This window comes from Azotobacter vinelandii CA (assembly GCF_000380335.1).
Taxonomy (GTDB): Bacteria; Pseudomonadota; Gammaproteobacteria; order Pseudomonadales; family Pseudomonadaceae; genus Azotobacter; species Azotobacter vinelandii.
This window is the reverse complement of sequence record NC_021149.1, coordinates 4,920,275-4,940,297: the sequence shown is the minus strand read 5'-3', so window position 1 is coordinate 4,940,297 and position 20,023 is coordinate 4,920,275. Positions and strand designations below refer to the sequence as shown.

The 20,023-nt window shown below is 66.7% G+C and carries 20 protein-coding genes; 10 read left to right on the top strand and 10 right to left on the bottom strand.

The annotated features are described in order from the left end of the window. The first annotated feature begins 89 nt into the window (after positions 1-89). The 5 genes from AVCA_RS25615 (at position 90) to AVCA_RS22275 (ending at position 5,548) form a co-directional block, all read left to right on the top strand. Complete coding sequence (locus tag AVCA_RS25615; protein ID WP_012703339.1) at positions 90-833, top strand: HNH endonuclease; 744 nt, start codon at positions 90-92, stop codon at positions 831-833. Between the two features lie 418 nt (positions 834-1,251). Further along, a complete protein-coding gene (locus tag AVCA_RS22290) occupies positions 1,252-2,409 on the top strand; it encodes a polyamine ABC transporter substrate-binding protein (RefSeq protein ID WP_072432465.1) in 1,158 nt (385 codons plus the stop codon). 222 nt (positions 2,410-2,631) lie between these two features. After that, positions 2,632-3,783, top strand: coding sequence for an ABC transporter ATP-binding protein (locus AVCA_RS22285; protein WP_012703337.1), 1,152 nt, complete (start codon positions 2,632-2,634; stop codon positions 3,781-3,783). After that, entirely contained in the window at positions 3,780-4,682 is a 903-nt protein-coding gene (locus AVCA_RS22280; protein WP_012703336.1) for an ABC transporter permease subunit, read from the top strand. Before AVCA_RS22285 ends, AVCA_RS22280 begins: the two co-directional genes overlap by 4 nt. Further along, positions 4,679-5,548, top strand: a complete 870-nt coding sequence (locus AVCA_RS22275) for an ABC transporter permease subunit (RefSeq protein ID WP_012703335.1) — start codon at positions 4,679-4,681, stop codon at positions 5,546-5,548. The genes AVCA_RS22280 and AVCA_RS22275 overlap by 4 nt, the downstream gene beginning before the upstream one ends. 165 nt (positions 5,549-5,713) lie before the next feature. On the opposite strand, the gene AVCA_RS22270 is transcribed toward AVCA_RS22275, so the two are convergent. Genes AVCA_RS22270 through AVCA_RS22250 form a run of 5 tightly spaced genes read right to left on the bottom strand, consistent with a single transcriptional unit; the run spans position 5,714 to position 9,563 of the window. Then, positions 5,714-6,343, bottom strand: a complete 630-nt coding sequence (locus AVCA_RS22270) for a glutathione S-transferase family protein (protein WP_012703334.1) — start codon at positions 6,341-6,343, stop codon at positions 5,714-5,716. Then, complete coding sequence (locus AVCA_RS22265; protein ID WP_012703333.1) at positions 6,340-6,711, bottom strand: hypothetical protein; 372 nt, start codon at positions 6,709-6,711, stop codon at positions 6,340-6,342. The genes AVCA_RS22270 and AVCA_RS22265 overlap by 4 nt, the downstream gene beginning before the upstream one ends. Next, positions 6,708-7,070, bottom strand: a complete 363-nt coding sequence (locus AVCA_RS22260; protein ID WP_012703332.1) for a NifB/NifX family molybdenum-iron cluster-binding protein — start codon at positions 7,068-7,070, stop codon at positions 6,708-6,710. Before AVCA_RS22260 ends, AVCA_RS22265 begins: the two co-directional genes overlap by 4 nt. A 9-nt stretch (positions 7,071-7,079) precedes the next feature. Then, the gene (locus AVCA_RS22255; protein WP_012703331.1) at positions 7,080-7,865 is read right to left on the bottom strand and encodes an ankyrin repeat domain-containing protein; all 786 of its coding nucleotides are present in this window, start codon (positions 7,863-7,865) and stop codon (positions 7,080-7,082) included. Between the two features lie 18 nt (positions 7,866-7,883). After that, positions 7,884-9,563, bottom strand: a complete 1,680-nt coding sequence (locus tag AVCA_RS22250; RefSeq protein ID WP_012703330.1) for a SagB family peptide dehydrogenase — start codon at positions 9,561-9,563, stop codon at positions 7,884-7,886. Positions 9,564-9,888: 325 nt separating this feature from the next. Here AVCA_RS22250 and AVCA_RS22245 point away from each other — a divergent pair, with 325 nt between their 5' ends. Further along, positions 9,889-10,293, top strand: a complete 405-nt coding sequence (locus tag AVCA_RS22245) for an RcnB family protein (protein ID WP_231876185.1) — start codon at positions 9,889-9,891, stop codon at positions 10,291-10,293. A gap of 19 nt (positions 10,294-10,312) precedes the next feature. Here the strand turns inward: AVCA_RS22245 and AVCA_RS22240 are convergent, their stop codons facing one another. From AVCA_RS22240 to AVCA_RS22230, 3 genes are all read right to left on the bottom strand, one after another. Continuing rightward, the gene (locus tag AVCA_RS22240) at positions 10,313-11,077 is read right to left on the bottom strand and encodes a class I SAM-dependent methyltransferase (RefSeq protein WP_012703328.1); all 765 of its coding nucleotides are present in this window, start codon (positions 11,075-11,077) and stop codon (positions 10,313-10,315) included. A 132-nt stretch (positions 11,078-11,209) separates the two neighbouring features. Continuing rightward, on the bottom strand, positions 11,210-11,995 hold the full coding sequence (locus AVCA_RS22235) for an OmpA family protein (protein ID WP_012703327.1): 786 nt from the start codon (positions 11,993-11,995) through the stop codon (positions 11,210-11,212). Positions 11,996-12,043: 48 nt separating this feature from the next. After that, positions 12,044-12,439, bottom strand: a complete 396-nt coding sequence (locus AVCA_RS22230) for a DUF4398 domain-containing protein (protein ID WP_012703326.1) — start codon at positions 12,437-12,439, stop codon at positions 12,044-12,046. Between the two features lie 236 nt (positions 12,440-12,675). Between AVCA_RS22230 and AVCA_RS22225 the strand changes: the two genes are divergently transcribed. Further along, positions 12,676-12,867: a catalase gene (locus tag AVCA_RS22225; RefSeq protein ID WP_041807449.1), complete on the top strand. Its 192-nt coding sequence runs from the start codon at positions 12,676-12,678 to the stop codon at positions 12,865-12,867. A gap of 280 nt (positions 12,868-13,147) precedes the next feature. Here the strand turns inward: AVCA_RS22225 and AVCA_RS22220 are convergent, their stop codons facing one another. Continuing rightward, positions 13,148-14,062, bottom strand: a complete 915-nt coding sequence (locus AVCA_RS22220) for a D-hexose-6-phosphate mutarotase (RefSeq protein ID WP_012703325.1) — start codon at positions 14,060-14,062, stop codon at positions 13,148-13,150. A 96-nt stretch (positions 14,063-14,158) separates the two neighbouring features. After that, positions 14,159-14,557: an acyl-CoA thioesterase gene (locus AVCA_RS22215; protein ID WP_012703324.1), complete on the bottom strand. Its 399-nt coding sequence runs from the start codon at positions 14,555-14,557 to the stop codon at positions 14,159-14,161. Between the two features lie 260 nt (positions 14,558-14,817). On the opposite strand from AVCA_RS22215, the gene AVCA_RS22210 reads away from it, so the two are divergent. From AVCA_RS22210 to pstA, 3 genes are all read left to right on the top strand, one after another. Then, positions 14,818-15,786, top strand: coding sequence for a phosphate ABC transporter substrate-binding protein PstS family protein (locus AVCA_RS22210; RefSeq protein WP_012703323.1), 969 nt, complete (start codon positions 14,818-14,820; stop codon positions 15,784-15,786). A gap of 242 nt (positions 15,787-16,028) precedes the next feature. Beyond that, positions 16,029-18,317, top strand: a complete 2,289-nt coding sequence (locus tag AVCA_RS22205; protein ID WP_012703322.1) for an ABC transporter permease subunit — start codon at positions 16,029-16,031, stop codon at positions 18,315-18,317. Positions 18,318-18,393: 76 nt separating this feature from the next. Then, positions 18,394-20,010, top strand: coding sequence for a phosphate ABC transporter permease PstA (pstA, locus tag AVCA_RS22200; protein WP_085930878.1), 1,617 nt, complete (start codon positions 18,394-18,396; stop codon positions 20,008-20,010). Positions 20,011-20,023: the final 13 nt, after the last annotated feature.

Here is a 20,023-nt window from a genome sequence, read left to right as displayed (position 1 = left end):
GGAGAGTCCATCACAGCATTCAAGCCGACGTCACTCCGCGGCGCGGCTTAATTTAGGCATTACGTGCCATGGGAATAGAGCACTGAATCGTGAGTCGAAAAAAATTTATAGAAGCGCAAGGCGCAACTTGCAGGAACTGGACATGGAGCTGGTCATTCATCAATGAGGGCAAGAAAGTCATCATATTTGGTGCTTGGGACACAAATACTGATGGTGATACGTCACTCATTTTGAGTGATACATGGGAGTACAGCGAAAGAGGAAGGAAGCAGCCTGCGTATGAACAATCGAGAGAACATATCCGGCTAATTGAGGAAGAAGGATATGAGTTACAGACATTCCCAATTATCTACTCAGGCGCAAACAAGGATAAGAATGGGATTGGTCCTGCAAAGATAGAAGGTTTTATTCCTGAGCTATCGAGTAAGATTTTGAAACGAGTCGGAGGTAAATGGTATGCTTCTGATGGTGGAATGGGGAATCAACTGGCTGAGGAAATAGATACACCTGAGAACTATATAGAGGGTGCATCTAAAATGGTTTCAGTTAATACCTATGAGCGAAGCGCCGATGCACGAGCTAAGTGTGTTGCTCGCTACGGCTATAGCTGTTCTGTATGCGGTTTTGATTTTGAGGCTGTGTATGGAGAAATCGGACAGAAATATATTCATGTGCATCATATAGTGCCACTTGCTGAGATTGCAAAAGAGTATGTGCTTGATCCAGTAAAGGATCTGATCCCAGTTTGTGCCAATTGCCATGCAATCATACATCGTACCCGTCCAGCTTTAACGATTGAGCAGCTTAAGGCGCATTTGGCCAAAAGTGAGTAAAACACGTAACAATGGGTTGCTGTCGGACAAATTTTCCGCTGCGCTCCAAATTTGCCGCAGAGCGTGGCGTTATCCAAACAATAGGCACCATCGGTGCAGGGAAACTGGGCAGCCGCAAAAACCGACTGCAATACCAAACTATTTCGATCGGATATTGCCCTGTTCCATCACGAACCCAGTACTGCCGAACGCCCCCCGACCCGCCGTCCGTCCCGCCAATCGCCACCAAACCCTCCAACCCGACCCCGCTACGCGGCGATACATATAAGTTCCACATATCCCCCTTCCAGGTGCTTGTAAACCAGCCCCCAGCCTTGCCAGACTGCGCGCCGTTGCACCACCCCGAGCCGGCCGGGCCGGGCGGCAGCGCGCAGGCGCCGCCCTCCCGCAGACCTCAACGACAAAAGGAGCGGTACGCATGAATCACTTTGGCAAGACCCTTCTCGCGCTCTCCCTAGGCATGCTCGCCGCATGCGACAAGCCCGACGGGAACGCGGGCAAGCAGGCGGAGGCCACCGGCGCGGCAGCCCCCGCGGCCACGGCGCCGGCCGCGCAGGCCCTGCATGTCTACAACTGGTCGGACTACATCGGCGAGAACACCCTGGCGGATTTCACCACGGAAAGCGGCATCCAGGTGGTCTACGACGTGTTCGACAGCAACGAGGTGCTGGAGGCCAAGCTGCTCGCCGGCAGTTCCGGCTACGACGTGGTGGTGCCGTCCAACCCCTTCCTGGCCAAGCAGATCAAGGCCGGGGTGTTCCAGAAGCTGGACAGGAGCAAGCTGCCGAACTGGCAGAACCTCGACAAGGACCTGCTCAAGGCGCTCGAACCGAGCGATCCGGGCAACCAGTACGCGGTGCCCTACATGTGGGGCACCATCGGCATCGGCTACAACGTCGACAAGGTCAAGGCCGCCCTCGGCGACCATGCGCCGGTGGACTCCTGGGACCTGGTGTTCAAGCCGGAGAACATCGAGAAGCTGAAGGCTTGCGGCGTGTCCTTCCTCGACTCGCCGACCGAGATGCTGCCGGCCGCCCTGCATTACCTGGGCTTCGCGCCCGACAGCGGCAATCCCGAGGAGCTGAAGAAGGCCGAGGAACTGTTCCTGAAGATCCGCCCGAATGTGGCCTACTTCCATTCCTCCAAGTACATTTCCGACCTGGCCAACGGCGATACCTGCGTGGCCGTCGGCTATTCCGGCGACATCTACCAGTCCAAGGCGCGCGCCGAGGAAGTCGGCAACAACGTGAAGATCGGCTACAGCATTCCCAAGGAAGGCGCCGGCAGCTTCTTCGACGTGCTGGCCATTCCCGCCGATGCGAAGAACGTCGATCAGGCCCATGCCTTCATCGATTACCTGATGAAGCCGCAGGTGATCGCCGGGATCACCAACGAGGTGCGCTTCCCCAACGGCAACGCTGCGGCCACGCCGCTGGTCGACGAGGCGATCCGCACCGATCCGGGCATCTATCCGAGCCAGGAGGTGCTGAAGAAGCTCTACACCTTCCCGGACCTGGCCGCCAACGTGCAGCGCGCCATGACCCGTAGCTGGACCCGGATCAAGTCGGGGACCTGACGGGACCGGCGCTCACAAAAGGACGTGTCGCGCCGCCGGCCGGGCGCGTCTCCTGCTGCGGACCGCCGCGCCCGGCGGGAAGGCGCGGCCGGCCTATGCCACGGGAAGCGCTTCGCCGGCCGGCGGGCGCTCCGCAATCCGATATGCCGCCTCCCGCGGGCTGCTCGGCCGAAGGCCGACGGGGCGACCGGAGGCCTCCTGTTCTTGAGTGGAGTTGAGATCATGGCGACTGTCGCCGGTGTTAACACGAATGCTCTCGCCGCCGATCAGCCGGCGAAGGAGGTGCTGGTCAGGATCGACCGGGTGACCAAGAAGTTCGACGCCATGGTGGCGGTGGACGGCATTTCCCTGTCCATCCACAAGGGCGAGATCTTCGCCCTGCTCGGCGGCTCCGGCTGCGGCAAGTCGACCCTGCTGCGCATGCTCGCCGGTTTCGAGCGGCCGACCGAGGGGCGCATCCATCTGGAAGGGCAGGACATCACCGAGCTGCCGCCCTACGAGCGGCCGATCAACATGATGTTCCAGTCCTACGCGCTGTTCCCGCACATGAGCGTGGAGCAGAACATCGCCTTCGGCCTCAAGCAGGACCGCCTGCCCAGGGCCGAGATCGACGAGCGCGTGGCGGAAATGCTCAGGCTGGTGCAGATGACCGAGTACGCCCGGCGCAAGCCCCACCAGCTCTCCGGTGGTCAGCGCCAGCGCGTGGCGCTGGCCCGTTCGCTGGCGAAGCGGCCGAAGTTGCTGCTGCTCGACGAACCGATGGGCGCGCTGGACAAGAAGCTGCGCTCGCAGATGCAACTGGAACTGGTGCAGATCATCGAGCGGGTCGGCGTGACCTGCGTGATGGTCACCCACGATCAGGAGGAGGCGATGACCATGGCCGCGCGCATCGCCATCATGCATCAGGGGCGGATCGTCCAGGTCGGCAGCCCGATGGACATCTACGAGAGTCCGGCCAACCGGTTGGTCTGCGAGTTCATCGGCAACGTCAACCTGTTCGACGGCGAACTGGTGGACGACAGCCCCGACCATGCGGTCGTCGCCTCGCCGCAACTGGAGCGGCCCATCTACATCGGCCACGGCATTTCCACCCGCGCCGAGGAAAAGCGCGTCACCTACGCCCTGCGCCCGGAAAAGGTGCTGCTCGGCGCGGACAAGCCCGAGCTGCAGCACGAGGGGCACAACTGGTCGCAGGGGCGGGTGAAGGACATCGCCTACCTGGGCGGGCATTCCATGTACTACGTCGAGCTGCCCTCGGGACAGGTGGTGCAGGCCTTCATGGCCAATGCCGAGCGCCACGGCCAGCGGCCGACCTGGGGTGACCAGGTGTACGTCAGTTGGCTCGACGACAGCGGGGTGGTGCTGCACGCATGAAAAGATTCCGCCGATTGCTTCCCGGCGGCCGCCAACTGGTCGTCGGCATCCCCTTCGTCTGGCTGCTGCTGTTCTTCCTGCTGCCCTTCGCCATCGTGCTGAAGATCAGCTTCTCCGAGGCCGCGGTGGCGATTCCGCCGTACACGGAGATCTTCAGCTACGTCGACCAGCAGCTGAAGATCCTGGCCAACCTGAACAACTATGTATTCCTCGGCCAGGACGAGCTGTACCTGTCCGCCTACCTGGGCTCGCTGAAGATCGCCGCCGTCGGCACCCTGCTCTGCCTGCTGATCGGCTATCCGATGGCCTACGCCATCGCCCGCGCCAGCAAGGAGATGCAGACCGTCTACCTGCTGCTGATCATGATGCCGACCTGGACCGCGATCCTGATCCGCGTCTACGCCTGGATGGGCATCCTCGGCAGCAACGGCCTGCTCAACGGCCTGCTGCAGGGGCTGGGGCTGATCGATGCGCCGCTGCGCATCCTCAACACCGACCTGGCCGTGTACATCGGCGTGGTCTATTCCTACCTGCCGTTCATGGTCCTGCCGCTCTACGCCAACCTGGTCAAGCACGACCCGAGCCTGCTGGAGGCCGCCGCCGACCTGGGCGCGCATCCGCTGGCCAGTTTCTGGAAGATCACCGTGCCGCTGTCGAAGAACGGCATCGTCGCCGGCTGCATGCTGGTGTTCATCCCGGTGGTCGGCGAGTTCGTGATTCCCGAGCTGCTCGGCGGCCCCGAGACGCTGATGATCGGCAAGGTGCTCTGGCAGGAGTTCTTCAACAACCGCGACTGGCCGGTGGCCGCGGCCCTGGCGGTGGTGATGCTGGCGATCCTGCTGGTGCCGATCGTCCTGCTCAACCGCAACCAGGCCAAGGAACTGGAGGGCCGGCTATGAGGCGCCCGAGCTTTTCCAGCCTGATGCTCTGGGCTGGCCTGCTGTTCATCTACCTGCCGATGATCATTCTGGTCGTCTATTCCTTCAACGACTCGCGGCTGGTGACCGTGTGGGGCGGCTGGTCGCTGCGCTGGTACGCCGGGTTGCTCGACAACCGGCAACTGCTGGGCGCGCTCGGGCGCTCCCTGCAGGTCGCCCTGTGCAGCGCGGTCGCCGCGGTGGCCCTCGGCACCCTGGCGGCCTTTGTGCTGACCCGCATCCCGCGCTTTCGCGGGCGCAGCCTGTTCGGCGGGCTGGTCACCGCGCCGCTGGTGATGCCCGAGGTGATCACCGGCCTGTCGCTGCTGCTGCTGTTCGTGGCCATGGCCCAAGTGGTCGGCTGGCCGGCCGAGCGCGGCCTGACCACCATCTGGATCGCCCACACCACCTTCTGCACTTCCTACGTGGCGGTCATCGTCTCGGCGCGCCTGCGCGAGCTGGACCTGTCGATCGAGGAGGCGGCGATGGACCTGGGCGCGCGGCCCTGGAAGGTGTTCCTGCTGATCACCCTGCCGATGATCGCCCCCTCGCTGGGCGCCGGCGGCATGCTGTCCTTCGCCCTGTCGCTGGACGACCTGGTGCTGGCCAGCTTCGTCTCCGGCCCCGGCGCGACCACCCTGCCGATGGAGATCTTCTCGGCCGTGCGCCTGGGCGTGAAGCCGGACATCAACGCCGTGGCCAGCCTGATCCTGCTGGCGGTGTCGCTGTTCACCTTCCTCGCCTGGTTCTTCATGCGCCGCGGCGAGGCCCGCCGGCGGCGGGCCCTGCAGCAGATCCACGAGGACGAGAAGCGCCAGCCGTCCTGGCAGTCGGCCGGCCGGGCCTAGAAGCCCGTAGTCGTGCAGGGGGGATGGCCGGAGCCAGCCACCATGGTGGAAAAGACCTGCGGTCGTTTTCCACCCTACGCGGTCTCAACTTCAACTGTCTCTGTCGCGGGCAGGGGGGCAATCGCCGTGCGGGTTGCCCACCCTACTCGACTACCGAGGATGGGCTCAGCGCAGCGCCGAGGCGTAGCCTTCTTCCATCAGCACCTGGCGCACCGCCGGGCGTTGCAGCATCCGCCGGTAATGGGCCTGGCAATTGTCGGGCAGGGCCATGCCGGTGCGCTCGGCCCAGAACTCCACGTAGAACAGCGCGCAGTCGGCGATGCCGAAGCTACCGGCCAGGTAGTCGCGGCCGTCGAGCAGCCGCTCGGCGACCGCGAAGCCGCGTTCGAGGATCTCCCGCCCCTGCGCCTTGACCGCCTCGTGCTGCGCCGGATCGGCGGCGAACTTCTCGGTGGTGAAGATCCGTGCGAAACCCTGGCCGTGCAGGGTGCCGACGGCGAAGTTCATCGCCTCCAGCACCCGCGCCTCGCCGTCGGCATCCTCCGGCAGCAGCCGGCGCTTCGGATGGCTGCGCGCCAGCCACCAGGCGATCGACTGGAAGTCGGTGAGCGCGCTGCCGTCGTCGCGCACCAGGGTCGGGATGGTCGCCTTGGGGTTGATGGCCAGGTACTCGGGCTTGTGCTGGTCGCCGGCCAGCAGGTTGACCAGATGGGCCTCGAACACCAGCTCCAGCTCCTCCAGGAGGATGTGGATGCCGGTGCTGCAGGAGCCGGGAGTCATGTAGAACTTCATCATGCCCCGGTTTCCTCCCAGTCGCGCTCCGCTTCGAGCAGACCGGTTTCGCGGAGCATCGCCTTGAAGCCTTTCATCACCGGGCGGGAGATCATGGTCTCGGCCAGCACGCGCTTTTCGTAGAGCAGGAACTGCATGTCCTCGTCGAGGCGCTTGCGGGCGTCGGCGATCAACCGGTGGATGTCCGCGCCGAGCTTTTCGCCGGGGAGGTGCTTCACCCGCTCGTAGAGCAGCGCCATGACCAGTTTTTCGGTGGGCTTCATCTTGCACTTGCCGTCGAGGATCTTGAGCATCACCGCGGTGGCGCAGTCGACCTGGATCGGCGTCAGCGAATGGGTCCCGGCCCAGCGGGCCACGTGTTCGGCGTTCATGCCACCTCCTCGCCGGCGGCACAGCGCCGTGCGTAGTCGAGCAGGGAGGCCTCGATGGTTTCCCAGGCATAGGAAGAGACGGCGCGCACGCCGATGGCCGCGAGCTTCTCGGTCGGTCCGTCGCCGATCTTGGCGACGAACACCGCCCGGCAGTCCTTGATGGCTTCGAGGATGCCGGCCATGGCGCTCTGGTTGGAGCTGTTGCCCAGGCAGTAGTGCTCCACTTCGCGCGACTCCAGCAGACGGCAGCTTTCCGGGGTGACCTCGTAGATCGCGAAGCGCTTGGCGTGGCCGAAGTGCTCGCTGATCGCCTGGCCTTCCTTGCTGGCCACCGCCAGCTTCACCGGGAATTCGGTCATCGTTTCTCCTCAGTCGGCAGTGTGACGCAAGAGTTTCAGGCAGGCCCGCGAGGCGGCCAGCTCCACGGCGCGCAGGTCGTCGAAGTTGCGCACCTGCGGGTCGGCACCGGCTTCCAGGAGGATCTTCAGGAGTTCCGGGCGGTCGCTGGAGGCGGTGTACATCAGCGCCGTGGAGCCGGCGTCGTTGCGGTTGTCCAGCTCGATGCCGGCATCGATCAGATCCTGCACCAGGCCGCTGTCGCGGGACACGCAGGCGAGCCAGAGGGCGGTGTTGCCGTCGTCGTTGCGCGCGCGGATGTCGGCGCCGAGAGCCAGCAGCTCGCGGACGATCTCCCGGCGGCCCTGCAAGGCGGCGCGCATCAAGGGGGTCAGGCCGTGCTGGCCGCGGGCTTCGAGGTCGTCGGCCGGGTACCGCCATTCGTCGAGGAAGGCCGCCAGTTCGGCGCTGGGCGCGGCGTCCGGCGCCGTGGCCCCGGCCAGGGCGTTGGCCAGCGGCCGGTAGCCACCGTCGACGCTGTAGACGCGGGCGAAGCGGAAGTCGCTGAACATCTGCGCGAAGGTCTTGCTGGAGTTGCCGTGGTAGCAGTAGATCAGCACCGGCTTGTCCTTCGGCAGGCGGCCGAGCCACAGCGGCACGCGGTCCTCGGAGAGGTGCATGGCGCCGTCCAGGTGTTCCTGCCGGTAGCTGTGCAGGTCGCGCACATCGAACAGGCTGAGTTCCGGCTCGGCGCGGATCAGGGCCGCGGCCTCGACCGCGGAGAGGCATTGGTAGGGAATCCGTTCGGCTGGGGCCATGAAGGGTCTCCGCTGGAATCAGTTGGGGAAGGGGTCGGCACTCTCGGCGTAGGCCGGCGCGGATTCGATGCGCGGGTCCTCCACCGGCAGGCCGACGGTAAAGTGGTAGAGCGTCTGCCAGGCGCCGCCGGACAGGCCGAGCAGACTGTGCACCGGGTCGTCGAAGAAGCAGCCGATGCCGGTACCGCGCAGGCCCTGGGCCTCGGCCTCCAGGTAGAGCGCCTGGCCGATCAGCCCGGCCTCGCGGTACAGGTCGCGGTAGGCGGCCGGGCCGCCGGCGGCCAGCGCGGCGTCGAACTCGGCGAGCATGCCGAGGGCGAAGCAGGCGTTGGCGGCGATGTCCTGGTGGCAGTGCAGGCTGCGGGTGGCGCGCTGCAACTCGAGCGGTTCGAGGTCGGCCAGGTGCAGGAGAGGGGCGAGGCCGGGCACCGGGGCGAAGGCGAAGCGTCCGGCCAGCAGCAGGCGCAGGGCGTCGCGCTGCGCCGAGCTGCGCGGCAACAGGTAGAGTCCCGGCGCCAGTCCTTCGACGCGGGCGACGAACAGCACCAGCGCCATCCGCGGGAGCCCGCCGAACAGATCCCAGGGCAGCCCGGCGTCCGGCTGCAGGCGGGCGAGGATCGCGGCGAATTGCGCCTGGCTCATTACATGGTGGCGGTCGAAGCGCTGGGCGCTGCGCCGTTCGCTCAGCAGCGCCTGCACCGGCTTGGCGGCCGTGCCGGGCGCACGCGGGGCCGCACCGGGCAGCGTGACGGCGGGTTGTGCCGGGCCGTCGTCCCGGCGGGTGGCGGCGGCCACCTGGGCGATGACCGGCCACTGGTACATGGGGTGACGATCGATAGTCGAGGCCGTGCCGTGCCAGTCGGCGCCTTCGGCCAGGGCCAGCAGTTCGGCGCTGTCCCAGGGCTCCGGCGCGGCGCTGGAGAAGCTCGCGGCGAGCAGCAGCTCGGCTTCCTCCAGTTCGGTCTCGGCACGCTTGCGCGCGGGAAATTCGGCGAGCCGGTCGATGCCGGCCAGTTGCGCGAGGGTGTCGCTGCCGATCTGCGGCTGCTCGGCGAGCCGCCAGCCGAGCGCTGCGGCGGCGTAGCGCAGGGCGCCTGCGGCATGGCCGCTGTCCAGTTGGCAGTAGCGGAAGGCACGCTCGCCGTATTTCCAGGCCTCGCGCCACATCACCGAAGTGAGCAGGATGGCTAGGCGTGGGCCCCGGCCGCCGGCGGGGTGCGCGGCGCGCAGTTCCAGCGCGTGGTTTTCGGGACGGTAGTGGTACAGGCCGTCCTGCAGGGCGTCGATGCCGGCGATCAGCAGATAGGCCTCGGTCGGATGCAGGTTGCCGCTGGAGGGGTTGGCGCGCACCGCCCAGCGGTCCGGGCCGTAGCGCTTCCAGGCGGTGAGGCCGAGCGACAGTTGCAGCAGGGCGCCGAGGCTCGCCGGATCGGGAGGCAGCGGCGTTCGCGGCGGATCGTCGAGGCGGGTGAAGGGGCGCGTGAGCGCGTCGTGCAGGGCGCCGCCGGACGGCACGGCCGAGAGCCGCGGCAGGGGGATCTGCGGCGCGCCGTCGAAGTGGCGGAACGGCGCCGGCTGGGTGTCCCAGTCGAGGGTTCCGGGGCCCGGGGCGTAGGCCTCGAAGCGGTGCTTGGTGCGCTGGTGGTAATCCAGCACGGTCGCCAGGGCGGCAGCGACGGGCGAAGTCTGGGTCGGCATGGTGCTGATTGATTCTTATAGGCCAGGGAACTTTCCTGCAAGAGCGGTACCAGAGTGTGGATTGCCCGCCTGGCAAGGGTTACTGGGTTCCGACAGTGCGGCAGGGGTGCGACATTGTCGGCTTTGTGACAGCGCGTGGGAACGAAATCGGTGCATGGTAGCCTTGCTGCGTAAGATTCGGCTGACAAATTGCGGATCTGTGTAAAGGTCCGGGTAAAGTCCGGCTGACAACGGTTTTCCCGGGCTTTGCGCGTTTAGGATGCAGGCGTGTCCGGTGGCGCAGAGGCTCGCCGGGCGCCGTCATCCACTGTTTCGAGGTCATCCCATGCAATCGACCCGTCTACTCGCCGGCCTGGGCCTGGTGTTCTGTCTGGGCAGCGCGGTGCTGGCCCTTCCCGTCCAGGCGCACTCGGATAGCCGGCTCCGCGACGACGACCGCAGCCACGCTTCCCGCGATTATTCGCGTCCGCCGGCGGATTTCGGTCCGCTACGCGAATCGATCCATGCCAAGCGTCACGAAATCGGTCGCGGTTCGGCCGTGCCGGCGCACGTGAAGATCGTCAAGGGCAAGCGGCTGCCGGCCGGCTGGGGTAGCCGCCTGAGCGCCAAGCAGTCGCGTCACCTGCCGCAGTACCGCGGTTACGAATGGCGTCGCGTCGGCAGCAGCCTGGTGCTGGTCGACAGCCGCAGCGGCATCGTCCACGACGTACTGCGCGGCGTGCTGGACTGAACGCGCCCGTCCGGCCGGTTCAGGAGATACCGACCCGGCCGGCGCGCACTGCCAGCGGCCAGCGGACCGGGCGGCGCTTTTCGGGATCGCCCCAGGTCGCGGTCAACTCGGTGGCGAAATGTTCCACGGGGTCGCGGCCCAGGGCCTTTTCCAGTTCGCGCACGGCCGACCAGGTATCGATGTAGCCGAGCAGTTCGGCCAGCGTCCAGCGCACCTCGATCGCCAGCGCCGGGGCCCGGCATTCCGCGAAGGGGAAGGGCAGGTTCCTGTAGCCCTCCTCGACGTGGCGCCGCTCGGCCGGCCACCAGGGGCCGAGCACCCGATAGTAGAAATGCTCGACCAGCGGCGCCGGCGCGCCCTCCACCTGCAGCACGCCATAGCTGATCAGCGCCAGCACCGCGCCCGGCCGGGCGACCCGCCGCACCTCGGCGTAGAAGCGTTCGAGGTCCAGCCAGTGGGCGGCCTGGGCGACCGTGACCAGATCGACGCTGGCCGGCGGCAGGCCGCTGTCCTCGGCGAGGGCGACGCGGTATTCCACGCCCGGATGCGGCTCGGCATTGGCGATCTGCGCCGCGCTGGCGTCGGTCGCCAGCACGCGGGCGAAGCGTCCGGCCAGCGGCACCGAGAGCTGGCCGGTGCCGCAGCCGCAGTCCAGGGCGCAGGCGGTGGCCGGCGCGAGATCGGCCAGGTAGTCGATCAGCGCGGCGGGGTAGCGGGGGCGGTGCGCGGCATAGCCGGCCGCCGCCGTTGAGAAGTGATCCTTGAAGGCACGTGGTTCGGTCATGGGCAGGTATCCGCTATGGCGACTCGGCAGGAGTCTGACAGATCTTCGGATCGCCTGCGGCCTGTCGCTCCCCGGTGCGTTCGGGAGCGCCGGCGGCCCGGCCAGCCCACGCCGAGGCCGGGCCGCCGCGAGTCATTGCATGGAGGTGCGCGGGGCCACCGGGCGGTCGTCCTCGTCCGAGATGGTCACTTCCACCCGCCGGTTCATGGCCCGGCCGGCCGGGCTGGCGTTGCTGGTCACCGGGTAGTTCTTGCCATGGCCCTGGGTGGCGATGCGGCGTGGGTCGATGCCCATCTTGATCAGGGCGATGCGCACCGCCCCGGCGCGCCGTTCGGAGAGGTCACGGTTGTAAGCGTCGGAACCGGTGCTGTCGGTATAGCCCTCGACGATCACCTGGCGTTGTGGGTTGGCCCGGAGGAAGTCGGCCAGCTTCTGCACGTTGTGCATGCCGCCGGGCTTGAGTTCGGCGCGATTGTAGTCGAACAGCACGTCGCCGAAGGTCACCAGGGTGCCGCGCTCGGTGTGGCTGGCCTGCAACTCTTCCTGAAGCTGGCGGATCTGCGCGTCGCGGGCCTGCAGGCGCGCCTCGGCGCGCTGGGAGGAGGTCTGCTGGAACTCCCGTTCGGCGTTGCGCAGGAGGATGGTCTGTTCGGCGAACTCGACGCGGCGCTGGGTCAGATAGGCCAACTGGTCGACCCTTTCCTCGCTGGCGCCGCTCTGGTAGGAGTCCTCGGCCTGCTTGAGCTGCTTGGCGGCATCCTGGGTCTCCAGGGGCGCGAGCTGGCCGGCGCGTGGATTGCCCTGCAGGGCGGTGAAGGCGGCACGGGCCTGTTCCAGGTTGGGGTTGGGTTTGCTGGCGCAGGCGACGAGGCCGATGGACAGCGCCAGCAGGGCTGGCAGGGAGGCGAGCTTGTGCATGGGGGCATCCTCGGACGGTGGTCGGATTGTCGATGACGAAGCGGCTTCTCACTGGACGGAGCGCATGCCTTCCTCGCGCAGCTCCTGGACGCCTTTCTTCATTTCCTCCACTGCCCGCTGCGCCTTGGTGGCACGGGCCTTGCGCTCGGCGACGCGGGCGTCCCACTCGGCCTGCTCGGCGAGCAGGCGGGCGCGATCGTAGTCCTTCTTCTGCATGGCCAGCTCGGCCTCGCGCCATTTTTCCTGTGCTGTGCGCATCTCGACCGGGGCGTATTGCGTGCCGCCGGCACTCACGGCTTCTCTGACGGACGATTCGGTGAGGGCGAACTGCTCGGTGGGCGGGTTGCCCGCGCAGCCCGCCAGGAGCAGGCCACCGAGGGTCAGGAGTGCCAGCCCGGGAAGCGGCCGGCGCGAGGCGATGCAGGTATCGGGATTGCTCTTCATGGTCGGTCTCCGATCGGAATTGCCACGAGTACGCAAGACAGGAAGACCCCTGAAGGAATAAGGACGGGGTCTATGGTTGTGAGGCCATGGCCCGACAAAAGGTTCCACGAGGCCGCCCGGTAAGGAGGCCACCTGGCAGGCACGCCGTTCATGCCGCGAGGATGGATGGCGGTGAACCGACGGCCCGGCTCCGAACGCTGAGCAACGCCATACCGGCAACATGTCCGGAGGCGATCATGGGCGAACGGAGCGGGACGCCGATCGGCCGTCAGGGCCATCCGCTGTGCGACGGCCAGAGCCCGTGCGGCATGGGCGAGCGGGGGCCGGCGTTCCTGGAGATCCACCGGCTCATCGGGAAGATCGCCCGTTTCGACCGCGCACGGATTCCCGAGCGCGTGGGCACGCCCGCGGCCCACGGCTGCCGGTGAGCGCTAGCGGATCTTCGAGCGGTGGGTACGGACGAGCTGATCGCCAGCCTCGCCGACGATCTCCGGCAGTGCCCGGAAAGCATCGCGCTGCGCATGGTCCGGCATTTCGGCGCTGCGATCCCGGCCGAAGGGGCGACCTCGCCAGGGCGAAGAACCTGCCGCCGCTCGACGGCCATCCGGCTCCGGGCGAGGACCGGCCCGACCTACTTCGACGGTCGGGCGGAGGAGAACAGCCGCCAAGGTGGGGAAAGCTGCGGCGGGAGTTCCGGGGGGCGCCGCTTCAGAGCGGTTCGCTCCACAGGCAGAGGGCCAGGGTGGCGCTTTGCTCGGGCGCCAGTTCCACGGCGTCGTCCAGTACGTTGGCCGTTTCGATGCAGAGCATGCGCTGCCAGGCGTCGTCGGCGAACTGCGAGAGACGGGCGGCCTTGTCGATCCAGGGATTCCAGACGATGGCCGAGTGCGAGCCGCTGGCTTCCAGGCAGATCCGCCGCTTCCAGCTGGCGTCGACCAGATCGAGGCGCGGCGGGGTATCCAGGTAGATGCGGTCGGTTTCGCCGGCGAAGTTCAGGATGCCGCGCTGGTGGCGCTCGTCCCAGTCCTCCAGGGTTTCGATGTAGCGCAGGCCGTCGAGGCCCTCGATGCCCACCTCGCGGATGTCGCCGACCGCCAGGTAGGTGTGCAGCGCCTGGCTCAGGGCGACCCGGTAGCTGCTGCGGTTGCGGGTGGTCAGGCTGAGGTCGAGGCGTTCGTCGAGGCGGATGGCCAGGGTCAGGTCGAGCGCATGGGGCCAGCCGGGCAGTTCGCCGGAGGCCGACTGCGGCAGGTCGAAGGTCAGGGTCACCGCGCCGTTTTCCTTGGCGATGTCCTGCAACCGCCAGTCGCGGCCGCGTACTTCGCCGTGGGCCGGCGCCGGGCCATGGTCTTCGCGCATGGCGCGCACGCCGGCCGGATTGCGCGCCAGGTCGCCGAACCAGGGCCAGCAGACCGGCACCCCGCCGCGCACCGACAGGCCGCGGCGGAACTCCGCCTGCTCGCTGAGCCAGATCAGCGGCTGTTCGCCGTGGCGCTGGTAGCTGAGCACCTGGGCGCCCTGTTCGGCGACCAGCAGTTCGGCTGCGGCGGTCTTGATCCGCCAGCAGGGCAGTTCGCCCATTTCGATCCGCTCGACCTGGGGGGCTGTGAAGGGTTCATTCATGACGGGATCCTCGCAGGACAAATACTTCGCTATTAGAGCCTGCGCGACGAATAAAGCTCCATCGCGCGAAATGGGGGGGTGCGAGGAGGGCGTCCGCTAGCGGCGCGGCACCGCGCGGGTGCGGCCGCTGCCGTCGATGGCGACGAAGACGAACACCGCCTCGGTCACCTTGCGCCATTCGCTGGACAGCGGGTCGTCGCTCCATACCTCGACCAGCATCTGGATCGAGCTGCGGCCCTGCTGCAGGGGCTTGGTATAGAAGGAGAGCTGGGCGCCGACCGCCACCGGCACCATGAAGGCCATGCGGTCGATCGCCACCGTGGCCACCCGCCCGCCGGCCAGCCGGCTGGCCGTGGCGGTGCCGGCCAGGTCCATCTGGGCGACCAGCCAGCCGCCGTAGATATCGCCGAATCCGTTGGCGTCGCGGGGCAGCGCGGTGATCTGCAGGGCCAGATCGCCTTGGGGAACCGGGTCGTCCTGTTCGAGTTCAGTCATGGGATGGGTTCGTCGGGCGTGGGCTGCAGGGAAGAGGACCGATTATAGCGGCAAGCCCTGGCGCCAGGCGAGCGGGGCGATACGGAAATGTCAAGCGGCGGCATCATGCCGCGTGTCGGCCCTGTGTCGGCCGAAAGGGGAAAAGTTCCCTTGAAAGGCCCCTGTTCACAAATTTGTCATCTTGTATTCATAGAGTGGTCACGCGGTCTTTCGATACTTGCCCGCGATCCGACCAATACCGTCCTGCTAGGGAGCAAGGCATGAAATTGAAGCGTTTGATGGCAGCCATGACTTTCGCCGCCGCTGGTGTGGCGACTGCGAGCGCGGTTGCCGCCGTCGACCCGGCTCTGCCGACCTACGAAAAGACCTCGGGCGTCTCCGGCAACCTGTCCAGCGTCGGCTCCGACTCCCTGGCCAATCTCATGACTCTGTGGGGCGAAGAGTTCAAGCGGCAGTATCCGAACGTCAACATCCAGATCCAGGCCGCCGGTTCCTCCACCGCGCCGCCGGCGCTCACCGAAGGCACCGCCAACCTCGGCCCGATGAGCCGCGCCATGAAGGACAACGAGCTGCAGGCCTTCGAGCAGAAGCACGGCTACAAGCCGACCGCCGTTCCGGTGGCCATCGACGCCCTGGCGGTGTTCGTGCACAAGGACAACCCGATCAAGTCCCTGGACATCGCCCAGGTCGACGCCATCTTCTCCGGTACCCGCCTGTGCGGTGGTCCCAAGGACATCAAGACCTGGGGCGATCTGGGCCTGACCGGCGAGTGGGCGACCAAGCCGATCCAACTGTTCGGCCGCAACTCGGTGTCCGGCACCTATGGCTACTTCAAGGAAGAGGCCCTCTGTAAAGGTGACTTCAAGCCCAACGTCAACGAGCAGCCGGGCTCCGCCTCGGTGGTGCAGTCGGTGTCCAGCACCCTGAACGCCATCGGCTATTCCGGCATCGGCTACAAGACTTCCAGCGTGCGCGCCGTACCGCTGTCGAAGAAGGGCGGCGAGCCCTTCGAGGCCAGCGAAGCCAACGCCCTGGCCGGCAAGTTCCCGCTGGCGCGCTTTTTCTACGTCTACGTGAACAAGGCGCCGAACAAGCCGCTGAATCCGCTGGAAGCGCAGTTCGTCAAGATGGTTCTGTCCAAGCAGGGACAGGAAGTCGTGGTCAAGGACGGCTATATTCCACTGCCCAAGCGTGTCGTGGACAAGACCCTGAAGGACCTCGGCCTCTGAGTCGGCCCCTCGGGCCCGGAACGGACGATCGGGCCTGAGGGCGGGCGCGCTACAGGCCCGTCACTCGTTTCGAGTGGCGGGTCTCGGTGTGTCGCCGCTCTGTAATATTTTTGTCATGGAAGGTTATTAATGTACGCCTGCCGACGGTCGTCGCAGTGGTGGCGTGCAAGCCGGGCCGCCAGCCGATGCAGCCGCTCATCGACGGCCGGCTGAACGCCCCCACGCAATCGAGCCCCCTAACGATGACCGACATGGCCAAAGACTTCCCCACCGCTGCGCCCCAGACGCCGCGCCTGGACTTCAACACGCCCGCTCTGCAGCGCAGGCGCCGGCGACGCGCCTTCGAGGACCGCCTGGCGCGCTGGTACGTCAGCATCGGCGGACTGGCGGTGCTGGGCGCCATCACCCTGATATTCTTCTATCTGGCCCAGGTGGTCCTGCCGATGTTCCAGGGCGCCGAGCTGAACGTGCATGGCGAGCCGCAGCGGCCGGCCTGGCTGGCCGATCAGGGCGAGGCCCTGCTGCTGGCGGTCGAGGAGCAGAACCAGGTCGCCATGCGTCTGGATACCCATGGCCAGGTACGGTTCTTCGAGGCCAACGGCGAGAAGAGGCTGCTCGGCCAGGCCGCCCTGCCGATTCCCGAGGGGGCCGAGATCCTTTCCCTGGGGCGCGACCAGCCGGGCAGCAACCGCCTGGTGCTGGGCCTCTCCAACGGCCAGGCGCTGGTGGTCGGCCATAGCTACCGGGTCACCTATCCGGACAACCGCAAGACCATCACGCCGAGCATCGACTATCCCTACGGCGAGGCGCCGATCCAGCTCGATCCGCAGGGCCGTCCGCTGCAAGAAGTGGCGATGAACGTCGGCAACGACGGGCTGCTCCTGGCCGGCTCGACGGGCAATCAGGTACTGGCGCTGGAACTGAGCCGCGAAGAGAACCTCCTGAGCGGCGAGACCACCCTGAGCGAGCGACGCCTCGAATTGCCGCAACTCGCCGAACCGGTCAAGGCGCTGCTGATCGATCCGCGCCAGTTGTGGCTGTACGTGATCAACGGGCGTTCCACAGCCGACGTGTTCGACCTGCGCCAGCAGACGCTGAACGGCCGCTACAAGCTGCTCGCCGATCCCCAGGCGGAGGTGACCGAGGTGGCGGCCCTGCTCGGTGGCATCTCGCTGATGATCGGCGACTCCACGGGCGGCATCCAGCAGTGGTTCATGGCGCGTGGCGAAGCCGGTCCCGAACTGAAGAACATCCGCGGCTTCCAGTTGAACGGCAGTCCCATCGTCCAGATCCTCCCGGAGGAGCGCCGCAAGGGCTTCATCGCCCTGGACGCCGCCGGTAATCTGGGCGTGTTCCACAGCACCGCGCATCGCACCCTGCTCATCGAGCCGGTCGCCGGCGCCGCCGCGCAGGCCGCCCTGTCGCCGCGTGCCGACCGGCTGCTGGTCGAGTCCGCAGGCCGGCTGCAGGGCTTCGAGCTGGACAACCCGCATCCGGAGATTTCCTGGAGCGCGCTGTGGAGCAAGGTGTGGTACGAGAGCTACGACGAGCCCAAGTACATCTGGCAGTCGACTTCCGCCAACTCCGACTTCGAGCCCAAGCTGAGCCTCTCGCCGCTTACCTTCGGCACCCTCAAGGCGGCCTTCTACGCCATGCTGCTGGCCGCGCCCATGGCCATCTGCGCGGCCATCTACACTGCCTACTTCATGGCCCCGGCGATGCGTTCCAAGGTCAAGCCGGTGATCGAGCTGATGGAGGCGCTGCCCACGGTGATCCTCGGCTTCTTCGCCGGCCTGTTCCTTGCGCCCTACGTGGAAGCCCACCTGCCGGGTATCTTCAGTCTGCTGCTGTTGACCCCGCTGGGCATCCTCGCCGCAGCCTACGGCTGGAGCCGCCTGCCGGAGAGCATCCGCCTGCGCGTACCGGATGGCTGGGAGGCGGCTCTGCTGATCCCGGTGATCCTCGCCGTCGGCGCCCTGGCCCTGGGCATGAGCGGCCATCTGGAAAACTGGTTCTTCGGCGGCGACATGCGCCTGTGGCTGTCCAATGACCTGGGCATCCCGTTCGACCAGCGCAACGCTCTGGTGGTCGGCCTGGCGATGGGCTTCGCGGTGATCCCGAACATCTACTCGATCGCCGAGGACGCCGTGTTCAGCGTGCCCAAGAGCCTGACCCTGGGCTCCCTGGCCCTGGGCGCCACGCCCTGGCAGACCCTGACCCGGGTGGTCATCCTCACCGCCAGTCCGGGCATCTTCTCGGCGCTGATGATCGGCCTGGGGCGCGCCGTCGGCGAAACCATGATCGTGCTGATGGCCACCGGCAACACGCCGATCATGGACATCAACATCTTCGAAGGCCTGCGTACCCTGGCGGCCAACGTCGCGGTGGAGATGCCCGAGTCGGAAGTCGGCAGCAGCCACTATCGCGTGCTGTTTCTCGCCGCGCTGGTGCTGCTCAGCTTCACCTTCATCATGAACACCGCGGCCGAGATGATCCGTACCCGCCTGCGCAAGAAATATGCGTCGCTCTGAACGTCGGAAAAGGTAGACGACCGTGAAACAGCAAAATCTGAAAACCTGGTTCAAGAGCGGCTCGCCGTGGGTCTGGATGACCGGCGGCGGTGTGTCCATCGCCGTGATCATGACCATCGGCCTGCTGATGCTGATTGCGGTGCGCGGCCTCGGTCACTTCTGGCCGGCCGACGTGCTGGAGGCCGACTATCAGGTTCCCGGCCAGCCGGCGCAGGTGGTTGCCGGCGAGGTGGTGGAGGCCGAGGAGGTGCCGCGTGCGCGGCTGGCCGCCAGCGGTCTGCCGGTGGACGCCGACGGCGGCGAGTTCATGACCCGCGAGTTGCTCAAGGTCGGTAACCGCGAGCTGTTCGGCGCCGATTTCAACTGGGTGGTCGGCGAGTGGCTGGCCAATCCGCGCAAGCCGGAAAGCCTGGTGGTGTTCGAACGCCGCGAGTGGGGCAATTTCTACGGCTATCTGCTCGGTGTGAAAGAGAGCGGCCGGCTGGTGGCCGAAGGCGAGGGCGCCTGGAAGGAATTGCTGTCGCGCATCGAGCGGGTCGCCGGATTGCACGAGCAACTGGCCCAACTGGAAAGGGCGGACATCGGCCGCGTCAACCATGCCCTCGAGCGGTTGCGCCTCAAGGAGCGTGGCCTGGAACTCGGCGGCGATCTGGACGCCGATGCCCAGGCCGACCTGGCCGCCGAGCGCGCCCAGTGGGGCGTCAGATACCGGGAGCTGGAGAGCCAGTTGGTCGTGCTGCAGCAGGAGTTCAATCGCGACAGCGTCCTGGTGCGCACGGCCGATGGCCGCGAAGAGGAGATCACCCTGGGCAAGGTGGTGCGCGCCTACCAGCCGAACGCCATGGGGCTCGGCGAGAAGTTCGGCTTCTATTTCGCCAAGCTCTGGGAGTTCGTCAGCGACGAACCGCGCGAGGCCAATACCGAGGGCGGCATCTTCCCGGCGATCTTCGGCACCGTGATGATGACCCTGATCATGGCGGTGCTGGTCACTCCGTTCGGCGTGCTGGCGGCGATCTATCTGCGCGAGTACGCCAAGCAGGGGCCTTTGACGCGGGTGATCCGCATCGCGGTGAACAACCTGGCCGGGGTGCCGGCGATCGTCTACGGCGTGTTCGGTCTGGGCTTCTTCGTCTACGTGCTGGGCGGCTCGATCGATCGGCTGCTCTTCGCCGAGGCCCTGCCGGCGCCGACCTTCGGCACTCCGGGCCTGCTGTGGGCCTCGCTGACCCTGGCGATCCTCGCCGTGCCGGTGGTGATCGTCGCCACCGAGGAAGGTCTGGCGCGCATCCCGCGCGCTTTGCGCGAGGGGTCGCTGGCGCTCGGCGCGACCAAGGCGGAAACGCTGTGGAAGGTCGTGCTGCCGATGGCCAGTCCGGCGATGATGACCGGCCTGATCCTCGCCGTGGCCCGCGCCGCCGGCGAGGTGGCACCGCTGATGCTGGTCGGCGTGGTCAAGCTGGCACCGAGCCTGCCGGTGGACGGCAACTACCCCTACCTGCACCTCGACCAGAAGATCATGCACCTGGGTTTCCACATCTACGACGTCGGTTTCCAGAGCCCCAACGTCGAGGCGGCCCGCCCGCTGGTGTACGCCACCGCGCTGCTGCTGGTGCTGGTGATCGCCCTGCTCAATCTGAGTGCGGTGTACATCCGCAACCGCCTGCGCGAGAAGTACAAGGCGCTGGATCACTAAACACCGGCTGGAA

What these genes read in the sequence shown, in the direction of transcription:
- AVCA_RS22290 (WP_072432465.1), top strand. Translation starts at nt 1,252, where the DNA reads ATGAATCACTTTGGCAAGACCCTTCTCGCGCTCTCCCTAGGCATGCTC.
- AVCA_RS22285 (WP_012703337.1), top strand. Translation starts at nt 2,632, where the DNA reads ATGGCGACTGTCGCCGGTGTTAACACGAATGCTCTCGCCGCCGATCAG.
- AVCA_RS22280 (WP_012703336.1), top strand. Translation starts at nt 3,780, where the DNA reads ATGAAAAGATTCCGCCGATTGCTTCCCGGCGGCCGCCAACTGGTCGTC.
- AVCA_RS22275 (WP_012703335.1), top strand. Translation starts at nt 4,679, where the DNA reads ATGAGGCGCCCGAGCTTTTCCAGCCTGATGCTCTGGGCTGGCCTGCTG.
- AVCA_RS22270 (WP_012703334.1), bottom strand. Translation starts at nt 6,343, where the DNA reads ATGATGAAGTTCTACATGACTCCCGGCTCCTGCAGCACCGGCATCCAC.
- AVCA_RS22265 (WP_012703333.1), bottom strand. Translation starts at nt 6,711, where the DNA reads ATGAACGCCGAACACGTGGCCCGCTGGGCCGGGACCCATTCGCTGACG.
- AVCA_RS22260 (WP_012703332.1), bottom strand. Translation starts at nt 7,070, where the DNA reads ATGACCGAATTCCCGGTGAAGCTGGCGGTGGCCAGCAAGGAAGGCCAG.
- AVCA_RS22255 (WP_012703331.1), bottom strand. Translation starts at nt 7,865, where the DNA reads ATGGCCCCAGCCGAACGGATTCCCTACCAATGCCTCTCCGCGGTCGAG.
- AVCA_RS22250 (WP_012703330.1), bottom strand. Translation starts at nt 9,563, where the DNA reads ATGCCGACCCAGACTTCGCCCGTCGCTGCCGCCCTGGCGACCGTGCTG.
- AVCA_RS22245 (WP_231876185.1), top strand. Translation starts at nt 9,889, where the DNA reads ATGCAATCGACCCGTCTACTCGCCGGCCTGGGCCTGGTGTTCTGTCTG.
- AVCA_RS22240 (WP_012703328.1), bottom strand. Translation starts at nt 11,077, where the DNA reads ATGACCGAACCACGTGCCTTCAAGGATCACTTCTCAACGGCGGCGGCC.
- AVCA_RS22235 (WP_012703327.1), bottom strand. Translation starts at nt 11,995, where the DNA reads ATGCACAAGCTCGCCTCCCTGCCAGCCCTGCTGGCGCTGTCCATCGGC.
- AVCA_RS22230 (WP_012703326.1), bottom strand. Translation starts at nt 12,439, where the DNA reads ATGAAGAGCAATCCCGATACCTGCATCGCCTCGCGCCGGCCGCTTCCC.
- AVCA_RS22225 (WP_041807449.1), top strand. Translation starts at nt 12,676, where the DNA reads ATGGGCGAACGGAGCGGGACGCCGATCGGCCGTCAGGGCCATCCGCTG.
- AVCA_RS22220 (WP_012703325.1), bottom strand. Translation starts at nt 14,062, where the DNA reads ATGAATGAACCCTTCACAGCCCCCCAGGTCGAGCGGATCGAAATGGGC.
- AVCA_RS22215 (WP_012703324.1), bottom strand. Translation starts at nt 14,557, where the DNA reads ATGACTGAACTCGAACAGGACGACCCGGTTCCCCAAGGCGATCTGGCC.
- AVCA_RS22210 (WP_012703323.1), top strand. Translation starts at nt 14,818, where the DNA reads ATGAAATTGAAGCGTTTGATGGCAGCCATGACTTTCGCCGCCGCTGGT.
- AVCA_RS22205 (WP_012703322.1), top strand. Translation starts at nt 16,029, where the DNA reads ATGACCGACATGGCCAAAGACTTCCCCACCGCTGCGCCCCAGACGCCG.
- pstA (WP_085930878.1), top strand. Translation starts at nt 18,394, where the DNA reads ATGACCGGCGGCGGTGTGTCCATCGCCGTGATCATGACCATCGGCCTG.